At 70.7% G+C, this 17,668-nt stretch carries 19 protein-coding genes; 14 read left to right on the top strand and 5 right to left on the bottom strand.

The genetic code is table 11. The features are described 5' to 3' along the window. Positions 1–188: 188 nt before the first annotated feature. The 7 genes from ACODSY_RS07670 to ACODSY_RS07640 are packed head-to-tail and all read left to right on the top strand — an operon-like array spanning position 189 to position 5,673. A complete protein-coding gene (locus ACODSY_RS07670) occupies positions 189–794 on the top strand; it encodes a lytic transglycosylase domain-containing protein (protein ID WP_488951128.1) in 606 nt (201 codons plus the stop codon). Continuing rightward, complete coding sequence (locus ACODSY_RS07665; protein WP_488951127.1) at positions 791–1,099, top strand: TrbC/VirB2 family protein; 309 nt, start codon at positions 791–793, stop codon at positions 1,097–1,099. Before ACODSY_RS07670 ends, ACODSY_RS07665 begins: the two co-directional genes overlap by 4 nt. Before the next feature lies 1 nt (position 1,100). Further along, the gene (locus ACODSY_RS07660) at positions 1,101–1,439 is read left to right on the top strand and encodes a VirB3 family type IV secretion system protein (protein ID WP_488951126.1); all 339 of its coding nucleotides are present in this window, start codon (positions 1,101–1,103) and stop codon (positions 1,437–1,439) included. Further along, a complete protein-coding gene (locus tag ACODSY_RS07655; protein WP_488951125.1) occupies positions 1,432–3,816 on the top strand; it encodes a VirB4 family type IV secretion/conjugal transfer ATPase in 2,385 nt (794 codons plus the stop codon). The genes ACODSY_RS07660 and ACODSY_RS07655 overlap by 8 nt, the downstream gene beginning before the upstream one ends. Beyond that, entirely contained in the window at positions 3,813–4,517 is a 705-nt protein-coding gene (locus ACODSY_RS07650) for a TrbJ/VirB5 family protein (RefSeq protein WP_488951124.1), read from the top strand. The genes ACODSY_RS07655 and ACODSY_RS07650 overlap by 4 nt, the downstream gene beginning before the upstream one ends. A gap of 8 nt (positions 4,518–4,525) precedes the next feature. Next, on the top strand, positions 4,526–4,735 hold the full coding sequence (locus tag ACODSY_RS07645; RefSeq protein WP_488951123.1) for an EexN family lipoprotein: 210 nt from the start codon (positions 4,526–4,528) through the stop codon (positions 4,733–4,735). Beyond that, complete coding sequence (locus ACODSY_RS07640; protein WP_488951122.1) at positions 4,735–5,673, top strand: TrbL/VirB6 family protein; 939 nt, start codon at positions 4,735–4,737, stop codon at positions 5,671–5,673. Before ACODSY_RS07645 ends, ACODSY_RS07640 begins: the two co-directional genes overlap by 1 nt. A 99-nt stretch (positions 5,674–5,772) precedes the next feature. On the opposite strand, the gene ACODSY_RS07635 is transcribed toward ACODSY_RS07640, so the two are convergent. The 5 genes from ACODSY_RS07635 to ACODSY_RS07615 all read right to left on the bottom strand — a co-directional run bounded on the left by ACODSY_RS07635 (position 5,773) and on the right by ACODSY_RS07615 (position 11,250). Next, entirely contained in the window at positions 5,773–6,243 is a 471-nt protein-coding gene (locus ACODSY_RS07635; RefSeq protein WP_488951121.1) for a DUF305 domain-containing protein, read from the bottom strand. Positions 6,244–6,478: 235 nt separating this feature from the next. After that, a complete protein-coding gene (locus tag ACODSY_RS07630; protein WP_488951120.1) occupies positions 6,479–7,858 on the bottom strand; it encodes a calcium-binding protein in 1,380 nt (459 codons plus the stop codon). Between the two features lie 317 nt (positions 7,859–8,175). Then, on the bottom strand, positions 8,176–10,530 hold the full coding sequence (locus ACODSY_RS07625; RefSeq protein ID WP_488951119.1) for a heavy metal translocating P-type ATPase: 2,355 nt from the start codon (positions 10,528–10,530) through the stop codon (positions 8,176–8,178). Between the two features lie 190 nt (positions 10,531–10,720). Then, positions 10,721–10,873, bottom strand: coding sequence for a four-helix bundle copper-binding protein (locus ACODSY_RS07620; RefSeq protein WP_488951118.1), 153 nt, complete (start codon positions 10,871–10,873; stop codon positions 10,721–10,723). A 134-nt stretch (positions 10,874–11,007) separates the two neighbouring features. Then, complete coding sequence (locus ACODSY_RS07615) at positions 11,008–11,250, bottom strand: heavy-metal-associated domain-containing protein (RefSeq protein WP_488951117.1); 243 nt, start codon at positions 11,248–11,250, stop codon at positions 11,008–11,010. 171 nt (positions 11,251–11,421) lie between these two features. On the opposite strand from ACODSY_RS07615, the gene ACODSY_RS07610 reads away from it, so the two are divergent. The 7 genes from ACODSY_RS07610 to ACODSY_RS07580 are packed head-to-tail and all read left to right on the top strand — an operon-like array spanning position 11,422 to position 17,665. Continuing rightward, on the top strand, positions 11,422–11,646 hold the full coding sequence (locus ACODSY_RS07610) for a hypothetical protein (RefSeq protein ID WP_488951116.1): 225 nt from the start codon (positions 11,422–11,424) through the stop codon (positions 11,644–11,646). After that, a complete protein-coding gene (locus ACODSY_RS07605) occupies positions 11,643–12,323 on the top strand; it encodes a VirB8 family type IV secretion system protein (protein WP_488951115.1) in 681 nt (226 codons plus the stop codon). The genes ACODSY_RS07610 and ACODSY_RS07605 overlap by 4 nt, the downstream gene beginning before the upstream one ends. Continuing rightward, positions 12,320–13,171, top strand: a complete 852-nt coding sequence (gene virB9, locus ACODSY_RS07600) for a P-type conjugative transfer protein VirB9 (RefSeq protein WP_488951114.1) — start codon at positions 12,320–12,322, stop codon at positions 13,169–13,171. The genes ACODSY_RS07605 and virB9 overlap by 4 nt, the downstream gene beginning before the upstream one ends. Then, positions 13,168–14,268 (top strand): type IV secretion system protein VirB10, encoded by a 1,101-nt coding sequence (virB10, locus tag ACODSY_RS07595; protein ID WP_488951113.1) that lies wholly within the window; start codon positions 13,168–13,170, stop codon positions 14,266–14,268. The genes virB9 and virB10 overlap by 4 nt, the downstream gene beginning before the upstream one ends. Next, positions 14,265–15,266, top strand: coding sequence for a P-type DNA transfer ATPase VirB11 (virB11, locus tag ACODSY_RS07590; protein WP_488951112.1), 1,002 nt, complete (start codon positions 14,265–14,267; stop codon positions 15,264–15,266). Before virB10 ends, virB11 begins: the two co-directional genes overlap by 4 nt. Next, positions 15,232–17,097, top strand: a complete 1,866-nt coding sequence (locus ACODSY_RS07585) for a type IV secretory system conjugative DNA transfer family protein (RefSeq protein ID WP_488951111.1) — start codon at positions 15,232–15,234, stop codon at positions 17,095–17,097. The genes virB11 and ACODSY_RS07585 overlap by 35 nt, the downstream gene beginning before the upstream one ends. Further along, positions 17,090–17,665 carry an LPD7 domain-containing protein gene (locus tag ACODSY_RS07580; protein ID WP_488951110.1) on the top strand — a complete coding sequence of 192 codons (576 nt, stop codon included), beginning with the start codon at positions 17,090–17,092 and terminating at the stop codon, positions 17,663–17,665. Before ACODSY_RS07585 ends, ACODSY_RS07580 begins: the two co-directional genes overlap by 8 nt. Positions 17,666–17,668 lie beyond the last annotated feature (3 nt).

Here is a 17,668-nt window from a genome sequence, read left to right as displayed (position 1 = left end):
TTTGCGCCGCCGCGCGGTTCCGCGCCGGAATACCTGACCACCATTAAAGTCGTGCGCCGCGCCAGACCCGGCGCCAAACGCGCCAAATTCTGGCGCGACCGCCAGTTGGGTCGGATTTGGGCAGGGAGAGGTTACGCCCTCGCGCGCCGCGGCCGTCGCGACCAGCCTCCTGCGGGAAAGGAGGCGTCATGCCGCTCTCGCCCGACCTGGTCCTTGCCCTCGCCGCCCAGTGCGCGCCAGGGGTCGCGCCGTCGACCCTCCTGGCGGTGGCTCGGGCCGAGAGCGCCCTCGATCCCTTCGCCATTGGGGTCAACGGGCCGAAGGCGCGCCGGCCATCCGCCCGTTCGGCGGCCGAAGCGGTCGCCACGGCCCGCCCTCTTCTTCAGGCCGGCCACGACCTCGACCTCGGGCTCGCGCAAATCAACGTCCGCAACCTGCCGCGGCTCGGCCTGACGCTGGAGGCGGCGTTCGACCCGTGCCGCAACCTGGCCGCTGGCGCCCGTGTGCTGCGTGAGGGCTATGCCCGCGGCGCCGCGCGGCACGGGCCGGGTCAGGCCGCTCTGCGGGTCGCTCTCAGCTACTACAACACCGGCCGCGCCGAGCGGGGGTTCGCCAACGGCTACGTCGCCCGGGTCACCGCCCAGGCGGGACTTCAGCCGGAACGCATCCATCGCCAGCCCCTCCCCGTCGCCGCAGCGGCCCCGGCCCCTGGACCGTCGGACGCCTTCGGCCGCGCCGGTGGCGCGCGCCTGACCGCCAGCTTCGTCTTCACCTCGTCAGGAGCCACGCCGTGACCTCATCGCGCCGCCCCCTGCGCCTGGCCGTCCTGGCCCTCGCCGCAGCCTCGACCGCCAGCCCCGCCTTCGCCCAGACCGTGGGCGGGGACCTGGGCGGCTTCATTCAGAACATCATCGACCTGCTCAACAGCGGCATCGTCCGGGGACTGGCGGTTCTGGCGGTGATCATCACCGGCATCGTCTGGATGTTCGGCCAGATCGACCTGCGCCGCGCCGGCACCGTGGTCATCGGCATCATCGTGATCTTTGGCGCGTCGACCATCGTCGACCTGATCACCGGCGGCGGCGGCGGAGCGGGCTGACATGCGCGCCAACCCCGAACGGCTTGAAGACGACGTCCTGTTCCTGGCCTGCACCCGTCCAGCGCTGGTGCTCGGCGTCCCGATTGAGGCGATGGGCGTCAACCTGATCGTCTCGTGCATCGCCTTCCTGGCGAGCGGCTCGCTCCTCTACCTGCTCATCGCCCCGGTGCTGCACGTCGTCTTCCAGGCGATCTGCAAGGCCGATCCGAACGCCTTCCGCGTGCTCTACCTGTGGCTCGAGACCCGGGGACGGGCCCGCAACAGCGGCCTGTGGGGCGGCAGCTCCGCCAGCCCGCTGCCCCTCGTGCGCGACGCCGTCCGGCGACGTCGCCATGTCTGACCTGGCCCACCATGCCGCGCCGCCGCGCGCGCGGCGCCGCGAGCTCGACCCCACGCGCACCCTCCCCTATGCGCGTCATGTGAACGAGCGCGTCGTCGCCCTCGACACCGGCGCCTTGATGCTCTGCTTCCGCCTCGACGGCGCGAGCTTCGAAACGGCCGACGTCCGCGACCTCAACGACCGGCATGCCAAGCTCAACGGAGCCTGGCGCAACCTGGCCTCCGACCGCCTGGCCGTATGGCACCACCTGGTCCGGCGGCCCGCCGATCCCCCGGCCGGCGGCGCTTTCCGCTCGGTCTTCGCGCGCGAGCTCGACGCCGCCTATCGCGAGCGCCTCGGCCGCGAGCGGATGTACGTCAACGACCTCTACCTGACGCTCGTGCTGCACCCCGGCCGGGACGCCGCCGACCGAACCCAGGCCTGGGTCGGCCGGCTCCTCAAGGCGAACCAGGTCGATCTCGCGACCGAGGACGCCACGCGGCGGCTCGAGGACGCTGGCCGGGACCTCGTCCAGCACCTGGCGCGCTACGGCGCGCGGCCGCTGTCGACCTATGAGCGGGACGGGCTCGTCTTTTCCGCGCCGCTGGAGATGCTGCGTCTGGTCATGACCGGCGAACCCGCGCGCGTGCCGCTGGTCCGCGGGCATCTGGGGGCGGCGATCTACACCGCGCGCGCGATCTTCGGGCGCGAAGCGCTCGAGATCCGGGACGTGGCCTCCGCCCACTTCGCCGGCCTGCTGGGGATCAAGGAGTACCCCGCCTCCACGCGGCCCGGCCTTTGGGACGGCGTGCTCTCCGCGCCCTTCTCGCTGGTCGTCTCGCAGTCGTTCAGCTTCCTCTCGAAGACCTCCGCCCAGGCGATCCTGACGCGCAAGCAGAACCAGATGCTGTCGGCGCAGGATCGCGCCGCCTCGCAGGTAGACGGGCTGGACGCTGCGCTCGACGCGCTGACCTCCAACCGCTTCGTCATGGGCGACCACCAGGCCTCCGTCCTCGTGCGCGGCGACTCGCCTCGCGCGCTAGCCGACCACCTCTCCCGCGCCCGCGCCATGCTCGCTGATAGCGGCCTGGTCGTGGCCCGCGAAGACCTGGGGCTCGAAGCCGCCTTCTGGGCGCAGTTCCCGGGCAACTTCCAGATGCGCCTGCGACCCGCCGCGATCACCAGCCGCAACTTCGCGGGCTTCGCGCCTTTCCACACCCATCCGACGGGTCGCAGGGAAGGCAATCACTGGGGCCCGGCGGTGACGACGCTGCGCACATCCGCAGGATCGCCCTACGCCTTCAGCTTCCACGTGGGCGACCTCGGCCACACCTTCATCTGCGGGCCCTCCGGCTCGGGCAAGACCGTCGTCCAGAACTTCATGCTGGCCCAGCTCGAACGGTTTGGCGCCCAGCAGGTGTTCATCGACAAGGATCGGGGCGCCGAGATCTTCGTGCGCGCCTGCGGCGGGACCTATCTCACCCTGAAGCCCGGCGAGGTCACCGGCTTCGCTCCTCTCAAGGCGCTTTCCGACACGCCGCCCGACCGCGCCTTCCTGGGCGCGCTGGTGCGCCAGCTCGTGCGGCCGGCGGACCGGGCGCTCACGGCGCAGGAAGACGCGGCGATCGACGCCGGCGTGGCCGGCCTGCTCCCCCTGCCCCCCGCGCAACGCTCGATTTCGGCGCTCCGCGCCCTGCTCGGCCAGAGGGACGCCGGCGGCATCGGCGCCCGCCTCGACCGCTGGCGGCGCGGCCAGGCCCTCGGCTGGGCGCTGGACGGGGACGCCGACGCGCTCAGCCTCCACGCCCGATTCTGCGGCTTCGACATGACCCACCTGCTGGATACGCCGGAGGTCCGCACGCCGATCCTGATGTACCTCTTCCATCGGCTGCAGGGCCTGGTGGACGGGCGGCGCCTCGTCATCGACGTCGACGAATTCTGGAAAGCCCTGGGGGACGAGGCCTTCCGCGCCCTGGCGCAGGATGGGCTCAAGACGTTCCGCAAGCAAAACGCCTTCCTGGTGTTGGGCACCCAATCGCCGGCCGACGTCCTCGCCTCACCGATCGCCCACACGATCGTCGAACAGTGCGCCACCCAGATCTTCCTGCCGAACCCCCACGCCCATGCCCGCGACTATGTCGACGGCTTCGGCCTCACGGAGCGGGAGTTCGCGCTGGTGCGCGACGAGCTCGATCCGGCGCAGCATCGGTTCCTCGTCAAGCAGGGCCTGGATTCCGTCGTCGCCGAGCTCGACCTCAACGGCCTCGACGACGCCCTGGCCGTGCTCTCGGGCCGCGCCGACACCGTCGCCCTCCTGGACCGCATCCGCGCCGAGCACGGCGACGCGCCCGACGCCTGGTCCGCTCCCTTCCACGCCGCCCGGAGGCTGTTGCCATGAAGACGATCGTTCCCGCCGCCCTCGCTGCCTGGCTGGCCCTCGCCGCCACACCGGCCGCCGCCCAGCTGACCGTCCACGATCCGGTCAGCTATGCGAGCCTGCTGCGGCAGGCGACGACCGCGCTCGATCAGCTCAACGAACTGCGCTCCCAGGTCGCCGAGGCGAAGAAGCTCTACGATGGCTTCAACACGGGGTCGGGCGCCGGCGCGCTCGCCGGCCTCCTCAAGGCCCCCGAACTGCGCGCCTTCGTGCCCGACGCGGACAAGTACCTCTCGGCGGCGCGCGGCGACTTCGGAGCCCTCGGCGACATCGGCCGCAAGGCCGCCGAACTCCGCGCCCAGACCCGCCTCTACTCGGCGGCGCCGGATGACCTCCTCGGTCAGGACCTCGAACGCTCCGGCGACCGCGCCGCCCGCGACCTCGCCCTGGGCCAAGCGACGATGAAGGCCGGCGCCGACCGCCTCCGCGGCTTGCAAGACCTGTTGGACGCCCTCGACAATGCTCCGAACGCGCGCGCCGTGATGGACCTTCAGGCCCGCCTCTCGGTTGAGCAGGTGATGAGCCTCAACGATCAGATGCGGCTGCAGGGACTCGCCATGACCCAGGACGCTGAAACCCGGCTTCAGGCACAGCGGGATCGTGAACGTGCAGAGGCGGAAGCGGACGCTCGCCTCACGCTGTTTCGGCGGTCATTTCAATGATCCGTAGATTGGCGTGGCTGGCGTTGCTGCTCGCTGGCTGCCAGCCAGAGCCCCGTGCCGCCAGCTATTTTGAAGCCCACCCGGAAGAGGCGGCCAATATCGTCGAAGAGTGCCGCAGCGGAGCTCACCGGGGCCGCGAATGCGAAGCCGCCCAGACCGGGCTCGCCGCCGTCCAGGCCAACCGACGCCTCGAGCAATTCAAGAAGAGCTTCGAGTGATGGACGGCGACTTCCGCGTGTTCGGACCAGCCTATCTCCTCATCGACGGGAAGCTCGACCAGTTTCTCAACGAGGGCGCCGACAGAGTGGGAGCTGCGGTTTCGGGGCCGCTGCACGCCGCCCTTGTGCTCTACGTCCTTCTCTACGGGTTCGCCATACTGCGCGGAGCCATCGCCGAGCCCGTAATGGATTTCGCGATACGGTCCCTGAAGCTCGCCCTGATCGTCATGCTAGCGACCACTTCCGCCTACGGCGAGTGGGTGACGCAACCGCTCTTCCATGCCCTGCCAGATGCGCTCGCGCGCGCCATCGCCGGGACGCCTTCCGGCGACCCCGGCGCCGCATTTGACCAGTTCTTTGGACGAGCCGCCTACCTCGGACAGAAGGTCGCGAAACAAGCGACGCCGATGAACTGGATCCCGCTGCTCGTGAGTGGGGCCGTCTTCGTGATTGGCGCGCTCGCGGCGGCTCTCGGGTTCGGGATCGCTGTCCTGGCGAAGGTCGCATTGGCGCTGCTGGTCGCGCTGGGTCCCGCCTTCATTGCTTGCGCACTGTTCGAAGCTAGCCGCCGGTACTTCTTCGGCTGGCTCGGCCAGGCGGTGAACTATCTGGTGCTGTTCGCCCTGATCATCGCCATATTCCAACTCGTCCTGGCGGTTGTCGGCGACCAATGGGGCCGGATTGACGGCCAGGATCCGGTCGTTGGCGCGCTCATGTTCATCGCTCTCTGCCTGCTCGGCGCGATCTTCTTCCTGCAGACGCCAACCATCGCCGCGGGCATCGCCGGCGGCGCCAGCGCCGGGCTGGCCGATTTCGGCAACGCCGTCGCCATGGGCCTGCGCGGCGGCGGCTCCTCCTACCGCGCGTCCAGTGGCGGCGGCCGCGCGCAGACACCTCGGGCCGGAGGTTCTATCCAGCCAACCGGAGCGCGGGCCTGATGTGGGTCGGCTGACACTTCGCGGCGCATGCTGCGACGCTCACGCAGAGAGCAACGAGCGGATTTCGCACTGCGGCCGAGCCCGGGCCGGCTCATCCCGCTACTTCAGCGCCTCATCGATCTGCGGTTTCATGTCGGGCGTAAGCTGCGCCGGACGGGCTGGCAGCGCGGCCTGACCGCGTTCGCCATGCGCTTCGATGTCGGCGATCAGCAGCTTCATCTCGGTGATTTCACGAACCTGCCCCGAGATGATCTCATCGGCCAACCGCCTTACGCGCGGATCGGAGAGCTTCGCCTTCTCGGCATTGTTGATGGCGATGGAATGGTGGGGGATCATCGCCTGCATGAAGGCGACGTCGCCAATCAGCGCCTGGCTACGGTTGAGGGCGAAAAGACCGAGGGCCATCACCGAGGCCGCCAGCAGCACGCCAACCTTCGCGGTTCGGCCGGGATACATGGACCACATATAGGCCAGCATGATCACGGCCATCACCGCCCCCATCATCAGGGCGGCGATCAGGCGAGTGAGGCTGAAGGTGGCGTGATCCAGCGAGTAGATGAGGTGGTACATCAGAAAGAACATCACCACGGTCGAGGTGGCGATCATCGCGGCGAACCGCGCCCAACTCATCTTCATCATCGGCTTTTGCTGATCCATTCCAGCGGCTCCTTCGCTTAATCTTTCCCACCGGCCTGGTGGCTTGCGCCGAGACGTTCAATTCGGTGCGGGAGGTGCAGGATCCCACCCCGCCGCCGATGGCGCGACGAGCCCCCGCCTTGCGCCGGGCGCAAAACGGGGCCGTGGGTCAGACGAAGATGTAGTCCGTGCCGGAATAGGTGACGGCGGGATTGTTGACGAAGCCGCCGCCCTCGACGTCGCTGAACATGAAATCGTCCTGCGACATCTGCGAAACCGTCAGGCCTTGCAGGAGGATCGAGGCGTCCGTGCCCCAGGTCACCAGCACACCTCCCGCCGTATCGGTCACCTGCACCTGGTCGGGCATGATGCCGCCCTCGAAGGCGATGTGGTCGAACGCGCCGGGCCCTGCGTCGAAGCCGCCGGTCACCACGTCCTTGCCGCTGGTGGGCGTGACGATGAAGGCGTCGGCCCCATCGCCCCCGTTCAGGGTGTCGTCGCCCGCGCCGCCGTCGACCATGTCGTGACCGCCGCCGGCGAACAGCCGGTCGTCGTCATCCTCGCCCATGACGTTGTCCGCCATGGCGCCGCCAAAGAGCTGGTCGGCGCCCGCGCCGCCGCGGAGGTCGTCCGTTCCGTCCCCACCGTCCAGGGTGTCGGCGCCGGCGTCGCCGGCCAGGTGATCGTCACCCGCGCCGCCAAACAGCCGGTCGTCGCCCCCGAGACCGAAGTAGACGTCACGATCCGCCGTCGCCTGCATCGTGTCGGCCGTCTCAGCGCCCTTCTGCACATGGAAGTCGTCGAAGCTGTAGGTTTCGGCGGCGGTATCGCCAGCCGCCGCCGGGGCGCTCAGGTGGCCGCCCTCTTCCTTGGCGAAGCTCGTGGCGGCGACATGGTCCGCGGTCGCGGTCGTCGGTTGGATCAGGTATCGATCGTCCGCGAACATCAGGTCGTTCTGCGCCAGATCCGACTTGCGGACGCCGAGGAGCAGCACCGAGCCTCGGTCGTCGTCCCAGCTGATCCGCACACCGGCCCAAGTCTCGGTGAACGTCAGGTCTTCCGGCCTGAGCCCACCCATGAAGGCGATGTGGTCGAACATGGCGCGTCCGGCCTTGAAGTCGCTGACCACGTCGTGGCCGCTGTCCGGATCCACGACGAATGCATCCGCCCCCCGGCCGCCCGTGAGCAGGTCATCGCCTTCGCCACCCTCCAGGTCGCCGTGCCCGGGCCCCTCGTTCAGGACATCGCGCCCAGCCCCGCCGTGGAGCGCATCGTCCATGTCGCCGCCGATGAGCAGGTCGAAGCCGTCGCCCCCGTCGAGATGATCGGCGCCGCCTCCGCCGTTGAGGAGGTCCGCGCCCTTGCCGCCCAACAGGTCGTCGCCCATGGCGCCGCCGATCAGCAGGTCGGCGCCACCGCGACCGAACTGCGCACTCATCGGCATGCTGCTGGAATGCAGGTCGCCGTTCGGGCGACCGATGTAGAGATCGTAGTCCCCGAAGGTTTCGTGGACCGTGTCCGATCCGTGCAGACTGTCATTGCTCGCCATGTCAGCTTCCAACCGTTGTAAGGTTTGTGAGGCTGAACCGGCCGCCATCAGAGTTCGGACCCAGCCTTCGTGCCGCCGATAACAATGACGGTACGGACTCCGTTCCGGACATCGAAGCTGCAGATTAGAATTCGATAGCTCGAAGGGGTTTGGTTACTTCGAGGACACAACAAATGACAGTTCCCATGGTTGCCATCATGGGAGACTTTCCGGAGCGACTACTCCGCGTCAGGCCGCCGAGCGCACGGCCGATATGAGACGACCTCGGCGAGGCTGGCCGGAGCACTGGCCTTGGCGGTTGGCCGGCGACCTAGCGGCTAGAGCTTCACCGCGCGCAATCTCAAGGCATTCGCGATGACGCTGAAGGACGACAGCGCCATGGCGGCGGCCGCGATCTGCGGGGACAACAGCCAGCCGAACACCGGGTAGAGCACCCCGGCGGCGATCGGCACGCCGGCCACATTGTAGATGAACGCGAAGACCAGGTTCTGGCGGATGTTGCCCATCACCGCGCGCGAGAGCCGCCGCGCCCGCAGAAGGCCGGTGAGGTCGCCCTTCAGCAGGGTCACGCCGGCGCTCTCGATCGCCACGTCGGCGCCGGCCCCCATCGCGATCCCCACCTCCGCGACCGCCAGGGCCGGCGCATCGTTGACCCCGTCCCCGGCCATGCCGACGGCGCGGCCCTCGGACCGCAGCCTCTGGACCACCTTGGCCTTGTCCTCGGGGAGGACCTCGGCTTCGACCTCTTCGATCCCGAGTCGGGCGGCCACCGCCTGCGCCGTCGAACGATTGTCCCCCGTCATCATCACCAGGCGAACGCCGGCGGCTTTCAGCTCGCGGACGGCCTCAGGCGTGGACGCCTTAATCGGATCGGCGATGCCAACGACTCCCGCCAGGCGGCCATCGACGGTAGCGAAGATCGTGGTCGTGCCGTCCCGGCGGAGCGCCTCCGCCTCCGGCTCCAGAGCGGACACGTCCACGCCCTGCTCGGCCATGAGCCTGGCGCCGCCGAGCGCGATGCGGCGGCCGTCGACCGACCCGAGCACGCCCTTGCCGACGGGCGAGTCGAAGTCGGTCGCCTCGCTCAGTTCGAGGTTTCGCTCCTTCGCCGCCCGCAGGATCGCGTCGGCAAGCGGATGTTCGCTGCCGCGCTCGAGGCTCGCGGCCAGCCGGAGCAGTTCGTCCTCCTCCACGCCCGCGACAGGCTTGATCGCGGTGACCGCCGGACGGCCCTCGGTGAGGGTTCCCGTCTTGTCGACCACCAGCGTGTCGATCTTCTCGAAGCGCTCCAGCGCCTCGGCATTTTTGATGAGGACGCCAGCCTGCGCGCCGCGGCCGACGCCGACCATGATCGACATCGGCGTGGCGAGACCGAGCGCACAGGGACAGGCGATGATCAGCACCGAGACCGCGGCCACGAGGGCGTAGGCGAAGCGGGGCTCCGGACCGACCAGCGCCCAGGCGGCGAAGGCCACCAGGGCGACCGCGATTACCGCGGGCACGAACCAGGCCGCTACCTGGTCTGCCATGCGCTGGATCGGGGCGCGACTGCGCTGGGCCTCCGCCACCATCTGCACGATGCGCGACAGCAGGGTGTCCGCCCCCACCTTCTGGGCGGTCATGACGAACGAGCCGGTCTTGTTGATGGAGCCGGCGACGACCTTGGCGCCGGGTTCCTTGGTCACGGGCATGGATTCGCCGGTCACCAGGCTCTCGTCGATGGAGACCCGACCTTCCAGCACCTCGCCATCCACCGGGATCTTCTCGCCAGGACGGACCCGCAGCCGGTCACCGACCTGGATGAGGTCGAGCGTGACCTCCTCGTCCGAGCCGTCCGGCCGCACGCGCCGGGCCGTCTTGGGCGCTAGGTTCAGCAGGGCCTTGATCGCGCCGGACGTCTGCTCGCGGGCGCGCAGCTCCAGGACCTGGCCCAGCAGCACCAGCACGGTGATGACCGCCGCCGCCTCGAAATAGACCGGCACCGCGCCCGAGGCGGTGCGGAAGGCGGGCGGGAAGATCTGCGGCGCGAGCACCGCCGCCATGCTGTAGAGCCAGGCCACGCCCACGCCCATGGCGATCAGGGTGAACATGTTGAGGCTGCGGGCCCTCACCGAGGCCCAGCCGCGCACGAAGAAAGGCCCGCCGGCCCAAAGCACCACGGGCGTGGCGAGCGCCATCTGAACCCAGTTCGACGCCTGCTGGCTCATCAGCATCGAAAGCCCGGTCAGGTGGCCGCCCATCTCCATGATGAACACCGGCGCCGAGAGCACGAGGCCCACCCAGAACCGGCGGGTCATGTCCTTCAGCTCAGGGCTTGGCCCCTCGTCGGCGGTGACCGACGCGGGCTCCAGCGCCATCCCGCAGATGGGGCAGAAGCCCGGCCCGACCTGCCGGACCTGGGGATGCATGGGGCAGGTGTAGATCGCCCCTTCCGGCGCCGGCGGCGCTGGCGGCCTGTCGGCGGCCGCGAAGTACCGGGTCGGATCGGCCTCGAACTTCGCCTTGCACCCGGCCGAGCAGAAGAAGACCTCCTGGCCCTCGTGCTTCAGATGGTGTGGCGAGGTCGCGGGATCGACCTTCATGCTACAAACCGGATCGATCACCTGCCGGCTCGCCGCGGCGGCGCCGTGGGCGTGGTGGTGATCGTGTTGATGCGGGTGCGTGTCGCTCATGCCATGGCGCTCCGGCGCATCAGGTGTCTCGAAGGCGTCGGTCCGTCCGGCACGGTCCGCCGGATCTCCAAGCGCTTCCAGATTCGAACGGCCCGCGAAACGCCCGTCGCGTCCCGGCCACGTCGGCCGATGGAAAGTCGGCGCGAGCGCGCGTCACGACGGGCGTTCCAAAGCTCAGCCGCCGGAAAGCCTATTGTAGCGTCGGCGTGATGGTCTCCGCGGCTTCGCGGCAGGCCTGTTCGCAACGCCGGCAGCTCTCCGCGCAGATGCGGCAGTGCTCGTGCATCTTCGCGGTCTGGCCGCGGACCGAGGGATGGGTGCTGATCATTTCCTGGGCGTGCATCGGCAGGCTCCATGCGTTGAGGTTGGGGGGACCGCCGGTAAACCGACAGCGCACCACACCGTTCCTCATCCCGATGGAATGATCTGCGATTTCCTAAGGTTACAGCCGCAGGAAGGTTTGAGCCGGCGAAGGGTTCACCCACAGCCGCAGCCGCCCCGCGCCGCGGGCGCGGCGGCCAGGCCGCGGGCGCTGACCGGGTAGCCGGCGTCGGTGATCGCCTGCGCCACGGCCTCACCCGTGGCGCGGGTCTCAACCGCCACGCGCTTGGCGGCGAGATCAACCTTCACGTCGGCCGAGGAATCCAACGCCTTAACGGCTCGGGTGACGGCCTGGACGCAGTGGCCGCAGGTCATCCCATCCACATCGAACTGAAGCATCGCAACTCCTCTCGTCTTCGTTCGACATGGGAGATGGGGCTTCCCACCATGGGAGGGTCAAGAGCGAGCGTGTGAAATTCCTGAAGCTGCGCGGCGGCCGCTGGGACGGGGGCGAGGTTACCTCCTCCCGGCCGGTCAGACGCCGATGCAGGGTGGGCCTCGAGGAGCCCCATGCCCACACGTCTCGTCGATCCTGCATTCCGCGTCATCCCGGTCCTCGCGCTGATCCTGGCCGCAGGCGTCCCGGCCTGCGCGAGCTTGAAGGGCTCGGACGTGCCGGCCTGCCAAGGTCCACGGCGACCCGCCAACCCCCACGGCTCGGTGCTGGCGGAGGCCCCTGCCCCGCAGGCTCCCGCGGCGGCTCCGGCCGGCGCCTGCGGAGCCTCCATCCGGTGACCGGCGTGCCCTCCAGCGACCTGAAAGCGTACTTCGCCGAGGCCCGCACCTGGGACCACGATCGCCTGGCCGCGGCGCAGCGCTCTCGCCGCCTGGCCTGGGGCGTCGCCGCCCTGGCCGGAGTCCTCGCCTGCGCGGCGGTGGCGTCCATCGCCGTCCTCACCCCGCTCAAGACCATCGAACCCTATGTGGTCCGCGTCGACCGCGCGACCGGCGGCGTCGAGGTGCTGCGCGGGCTCTCCGCCCCCGGCCCCGTGGCCTACGAGGAGGCGGTCACCAAGGCCTTCCTGGCCACTTACGTGCGCGCCCGCGAAGGCTGGCTGCCGCAGGCGGCGGAAGCCAACTTCCGCCAGGTCTCGATCATGTCGACCCCGGACGAGCAGCAGCGCTGGGCGGCCGCCTTCCGCCCGAACAATCCAGGCAGTCCGCAGGTGGCCTTCGGCCCGGAGGCGGACGTCCAGGTCGCCGTCCGCGCCGTCAGCTTCGTCGCCGACGGCGTCGCCAACGTCCGCTTCCATCGCAGCCTCCGGCGGCGTGGCCAGACCGACGAGTCCGACTGGATCGCGACGATCGCGTTCGCCTACACCAAGGCGCCGATGGGCGAGAGCGACCGGCTCCGCAACCCGCTCGGCTTCCAGGTCTCCAGCTACCGCGCTGACCCGGAGACCGCGCCATGATCCGAACGCTTCTGGCCCTGCTCCTGGCCGCCGCCTGCGCCACGTCGGCTGCGGCGGTGGAAACCCCGCGCCCCGGCTCCGCCGATCCGCGGATCAAGACGATCGACTACGATCCTCAGCAGGTCGTGCGTATCGTCGGCGTCTTCCGCACCGCGACGCAGATCCGGTTCGCCCCGGACGAGACCATCCTCCACGTGGCCCTGGGCGACACCTCCAGCTGGGAAGTCGCGCCGGAGACCAGCATCCTCTTCGCCAAGCCGGTGGCGCCGCGCGCGCCCACCAACCTCATCGTCACCACCCGCGCCGATACCGGCGAGACGCGGCATTACACCTTCGAACTCACCTCACGGGCCGGATCGGCCGCCCGCGGCGCGCCCGACACCTTCTTCGTCGTGCAGTTCCGCTATCCGGAGACGGAAAAGCGTCTGCTCGCCAAGGCCTTGTCGGCGGAAGCTCAAGCCCTGGAAGCGCGGGTGCTGCAGCTGAAGCTCGAGCGCGGCGTGCTGGAAGGTCCGCGCAACCTCGCCTACGAAGTCCAGGGGTCCGCCGACATCGCACCGTCCGAGGTCACGGACAACGGCCGCTTCACCGTCCTGCGCTTCCCCGGCGCCCAGGCCATGCCCGCCGTCTACGCGGTCTCCCCTGACGGCGCCGAGGCGCTGGTCCCGTTCGATGTGCGCGGCGAATTCCTCGTCGTCCACGAGACCGCCGCGCAACTGCGCCTGCGCCGCGGCGGCGCGGTGCTGTGCATCTTCAATCTCGCCTACCGCCCGGCCGGCCGCCCCACTGGCACGGCCACTGCCGCGCCGGACGTGGATCGGACCGTGCGCCAGGAGCCGAGGCCGTGAGCGACCTTCCGCGCCATGACGCCCCGGCGGCCGAGACGCCTGAGCCGCCGCTCGACCGCACGATCTCCCCGGTCGCGGGGCGGCTGGGATCCGGCGGCCGCGGCAAGGCCGTCGCCTTCGCCGGCCTGCTCGCCGGCTGCGCCGCGGTGGCGCTGGCCACCTGGCGCTCCGAACAGCCGCCGCCCGCGAAGCCGCGGAACATCCCGGCGCGGCAGGTGGTAGCCTACGAGCCGGCGAAGCCGCCGCCGACGCTGGCCGCGCCCGGCCCCGACGCGCCGCGCCTGGACGGCGGGGTGGGCGACGTGCCCGCCCTGGCGCCGCTCGAGGCGGATCGACCGAACACGGCGCCGCCGGGCGGGCCCAGCCCGATCGCCACCGCCCGGCGCTCGCCCCTGATGGCCTATTCCCGGGGCGGCGGCCTCGGGGCCGAGCGCGCCCTGGCGCCGCTCGTCCCCGCCCTGCTGCCGGACCCCGCGCCGAGCGAGCTCGATGCGCTGCGCCGGGGTTCGGCCCTTGCCCGGGCGACCGCGCGGCCGGTCGGCGACCGCAACTTCCTGATCCTCGCCGGCGCCACCATCCCCTGCACCTTGCAGACGGCGCTCGACACCACGGCCGCCGGCTACGTCACCTGCCTGATCGGTCGCGACGTCTATTCGGACAACGGCGCGGTGGTCCTGCTGGAGAAGGGCACGCGGGTGCTCGGCGAGTACCGCACCGGGCTGCGCCAGGGCCAGGACCGCATCTTCGTGCTCTGGACCCGCGCCGTCACGCCAAACGGCGTCGCCATCGCACTGGCGTCGCCGGCCAGCGACGCGCTTGGGCGGGCCGGGTTCGGGGGCCGGGTCGACCGCCATTTCTGGGACCGCTTCGGCGCCGCCCTCCTGCTCAGCATCGTCGGCGACGCCACGGCGGAGCTCATCGATCGCGGCACGGACGGCGCGACCGTCCGCCTGCCGTCCGACGCGGCGGCGATGGCCGTGCAGCAGGGCGCCGGCATTGCGCCCACCCTGCGCCTCGCCCAGGGCGCCGAGGTGGCGATCCAGGTCGCGCAGGACTTCGACTTCTCCGGCGTCTACGCCCTGAAGGACCGGCGATGACCTACGACGCCGCGGTCCTCACCCACTACCTTGCGCCCCTGCGCCGATACCTGGACGCGCCGGAGGTGACGGAGGTGGTGGTCAACCGGCCAGGGGAGTTCGCGGTTGAGGACCGGCGCGGGTGGCTTTGGGTTCCGGCGCCGGAGCTCACCGACGAGGTCGTGGGGCGCATCGCGGTGGGGGCCGCGGCCGCCACGCGTCAGGACGTGACCGCCGAGCGGCCGATCAGTTCGACGGTCCTGCCGACCGGGGAGCGCTGCCAGGTGGTGCTCCCGCCCGCGGCCGAGCATGTGTCGCTCACCTTCCGCAAACCGTCGGACCTCAACTTCTCGGTGGACGACCTGGAGACTTTAGGTTTTTTCGATCGCGTCACGCCGGTCGGCGCGGCCCCGCGACGCGACGACGAGGCCCTGGCCGCGCTTCGGGCCCGGGGCGACTGGCCGGGCTTCTTCCAGGCGGCGGTGAGCGGGCGCCGCAACATCCTCATCTCCGGCGCGACCGGCTCGGGCAAGACCACGCTGGCGAAGGCGCTGATCCGGCTGATCCCGGCCGACGAGCGCCTGATCACCATCGAGGACGCCCGCGAACTCGTGGCGCCCCATCGCAACGCCGTTCACCTGCTCTACGCCAAGGACGGGCAAGGCCTGGCCCAGGTCGGGCCCAAGGCCCTGCTCGAAAGCGCGCTTCGCATGCGGCCCGACCGCATCCTGCTGCAGGAACTCCGCGACGCCGCCGCCTTCTTCTACCTGCGCAACGTCAACACCGGCCACCCCGGCTCCATCACCACGATCCACGCCAATTCCGCGGCGCTGGCGTTCGAGCAACTCATCCTGCTGGTGAAGGAGAGCGAGGCCGGCCGCGAGCTGCCCCGCGCCGACATCCGGGACCTGCTGCGCGGCCTGGTCGACATCGTGGTCCAGGTGGAGCGCAAGGACGGCCGTTTCCGGCTCGCCGAGGTCTGGCATGAACCGTTTCGCGTCCACGCCCTGGCCGCTTAGGGCCGCGCTGGCCGGCTTTGCCGGCCTGGCCGCCCTGGCGGCGCTTCTGGTCCTGGCCGGGACCATCGCGCTCGCGGGTCTCGGGCGGCTCTCCGGCCCGGTCGATCCGGCCGCGGCGCCGGCCTGGTTCTGGTATTTCCGCCAGGATCCGGAGGTGCGGCGCTGGGCCAAGGTGGGGCTGCTCTCTGCGGGCGGCATAGGCCTCGTCGCCGCCCTGGGGGTCGCCAGCCAGATCCGCCGGCCGCTGCACGGCGCGGCGCGGTGGGCGAGCGAGGCCGAGCTGCGGGCCTCCGGCCTGCGCAGCCGCACCGGGATCGTGCTGGGACGCAAGGACGGCCGGCAGCTGGTGTTCGGCGGCCAGGAGCATGTGATGCTCTACGCGCCCACGCGCACCGGCAAGGGCGTCGGCGTGGTCATCCCGAACCTGCTGACCTGGCCGGACTCCACGGTGGTCCTCGACGTGAAGCGGGAGAACTGGGAAGCCACCGCCGGGTTCCGCGCCGCCCATGGGCAGGCCGTCTACCTCTTCGACCCCCTCGATTCCGAGGGCCGCACGGCGCGCTACAACCCATTCGGCCACATCGACCGCGCCGATCCCGTGGTCGTTCTGGACGAGCTGCAGCGGATCGCCGCCATGCTCTTCCCGCACCCGCCGCACACCGATCCGTTCTGGACCGACTCCGCCCGGACCGGGTTCATCGCCATCGGGGCCTACCTGGCCGAGACGCCCGAACGCCCGTTCACCTTCGGCGCGCTCTACGCTGAACTGACGGCGGGCGATCCGCGGGTGCGGCTGCCGGCGCTGATCGCGCGGCGCGCCGAGGCAGGCCGGCCGCTCTCCGCCGGCTGCGCCCAAGCGATCCGCGACTTCTGCGGCGCGTCCGAAAATACCTTTGCCTCCGTGCGCCAGACGCTGACCTCGCGCCTGAACCTGTGGCTGAACCCCCGGGTCTGCGCCGCCACGGACGCGAGCGACTTCGACCTCCGCACGCTTCGCTCAAGACGGGTCTCGATCTACCTCGCGGCCTCGCCCGACAACCTGATCCGCGTCGCGCCCTTGTATGCGCTCCTGTTCCAGCAGCTCGTGGACGCGACCTGCCGCGAGCGGCCCGATCCGAAGCGCCACCCGCACCAGGTCTTGCTGCTGCTCGACGAATTCGCCAGGCTTGGCCACGCCGAGGTGCTGGCCAAGAGCTTCGCCTACGTGGCCGGCTACGGCCTGCGCCTGCTTCCGGTCCTGCAGAGCCCCGCGCAGCTGCGCGCCGAATACGGCGCCGATGTCACCGATGAGATCCTCACCAACTGCGCCGTGGAGATCGCCTTCGCCCCGAAGGAGCTGCGCCTGGCCAACGAGCTTTCCGAGCGGCTCGGCTACACGACAGTGCGCAGTCCCTCCCGCAGCCGGCCCACCGGCCTCTCGCGTGGTCACCGGAGCGTCAGTGAGTCGGAACAGCGCCGGGCCCTGCTCCTGCCGCAGGAACTGACTCAGATGCCGGACGACGCGCTCGTGGTCCTGAAGGCCGGGATCCCGCCAGGCCGTGGACGCAAGATCCGATATTACCGCGAAGCCGCGTTCCGCGAGCGCGTGCAGCCGCCCCCGGAGATCCCGCCGCGGCCGATCCCGGCTCCGCCGCCCGCGCCTGCGGAAGACCCAACGGTGTCGTCGCCAACCGACCCGCTGACGCTCGAAGCGATCGCGCCGGTCCTGGCGGCGGAGGGCCTGGAATCCCTGCCGCCGCACGGCGCCACTCCCGCCGAGGTCGAGGCCTGGGTGGAGCGCTTCATCGACGCCTCGGCGCAACGCACCGATCGGGAGGCCCGCGATGCCTGACGCCCTGAATATCGTCGACCCGGCGCCCGCCGCCGCCTCGCGGCGCCCCGGCGATGTGCCGGAGGCGGTGCGCCGCCGCTACCTCACCGAAGCACGGGATGGACCGGGGCTTGGCTTCTACCATGACGCCCGCGATCCCTCGGCAGCGTTCCGGGACCATGGCGGCCGCCTCGCCACCGACCGCAGCGACCCCCACGTCGTTCGCGACCTGGTGGCGATCGCGCAGCATCGGGGCTGGACGACGATCACCGTGCGCGGACAGACGGCGTTTCGCCGGGAGGTCTACCTCCTCGCGCACGCCGCGGGCCTGGAGGTTCGCGGCTACCGCCCGACCGAGCGCGACCGCCAGCAGGCCGAACGCCGGCGCGAGACCAAGGCCCCTGACCTCGCGCCCTCCGCCGCGGACCGCCTGCGCATCGTCGAGGCCGTGGTCCGCAACCGTGTCGTCGAGCCCGGCGAGCAGAACCGCATTCTCGGCGCCGCGCGGGCGCGGCTCGCCCAGTGGCTGGAGCGGGGCGCGTCCTTCGCCGCGCCCGAGCGGGGCCGGCCCCGCGACCTTTCGCGCTAGGAG

The sequence above is a fragment of the Phenylobacterium sp. FG114 genome, assembly GCF_057809855.1.
This window is presented reverse-complemented; position numbering and strand designations above follow the sequence as displayed.

Coding starts and splice junctions, on each gene's coding strand:
- ACODSY_RS07670 (WP_488951128.1), top strand. CDS start 189: ATGCCGCTCTCGCCCGACCTGGTCCTTGCCCTCGCCGCCCAGTGCGCG.
- ACODSY_RS07660 (WP_488951126.1), top strand. CDS start 1,101: ATGCGCGCCAACCCCGAACGGCTTGAAGACGACGTCCTGTTCCTGGCC.
- ACODSY_RS07655 (WP_488951125.1), top strand. CDS start 1,432: ATGTCTGACCTGGCCCACCATGCCGCGCCGCCGCGCGCGCGGCGCCGC.
- ACODSY_RS07650 (WP_488951124.1), top strand. CDS start 3,813: ATGAAGACGATCGTTCCCGCCGCCCTCGCTGCCTGGCTGGCCCTCGCC.
- ACODSY_RS07640 (WP_488951122.1), top strand. CDS start 4,735: ATGGACGGCGACTTCCGCGTGTTCGGACCAGCCTATCTCCTCATCGAC.
- ACODSY_RS07635 (WP_488951121.1), bottom strand. CDS start 6,243: ATGTACCACCTCATCTACTCGCTGGATCACGCCACCTTCAGCCTCACT.
- ACODSY_RS07630 (WP_488951120.1), bottom strand. CDS start 7,858: ATGGCGAGCAATGACAGTCTGCACGGATCGGACACGGTCCACGAAACC.
- ACODSY_RS07625 (WP_488951119.1), bottom strand. CDS start 10,530: ATGAGCGACACGCACCCGCATCAACACGATCACCACCACGCCCACGGC.
- ACODSY_RS07620 (WP_488951118.1), bottom strand. CDS start 10,873: ATGCACGCCCAGGAAATGATCAGCACCCATCCCTCGGTCCGCGGCCAG.
- ACODSY_RS07615 (WP_488951117.1), bottom strand. CDS start 11,250: ATGCTTCAGTTCGATGTGGATGGGATGACCTGCGGCCACTGCGTCCAG.
- ACODSY_RS07610 (WP_488951116.1), top strand. CDS start 11,422: ATGCCCACACGTCTCGTCGATCCTGCATTCCGCGTCATCCCGGTCCTC.
- virB9 (WP_488951114.1), top strand. CDS start 12,320: ATGATCCGAACGCTTCTGGCCCTGCTCCTGGCCGCCGCCTGCGCCACG.
- virB11 (WP_488951112.1), top strand. CDS start 14,265: ATGACCTACGACGCCGCGGTCCTCACCCACTACCTTGCGCCCCTGCGC.
- ACODSY_RS07585 (WP_488951111.1), top strand. CDS start 15,232: ATGAACCGTTTCGCGTCCACGCCCTGGCCGCTTAGGGCCGCGCTGGCC.
- ACODSY_RS07580 (WP_488951110.1), top strand. CDS start 17,090: ATGCCTGACGCCCTGAATATCGTCGACCCGGCGCCCGCCGCCGCCTCG.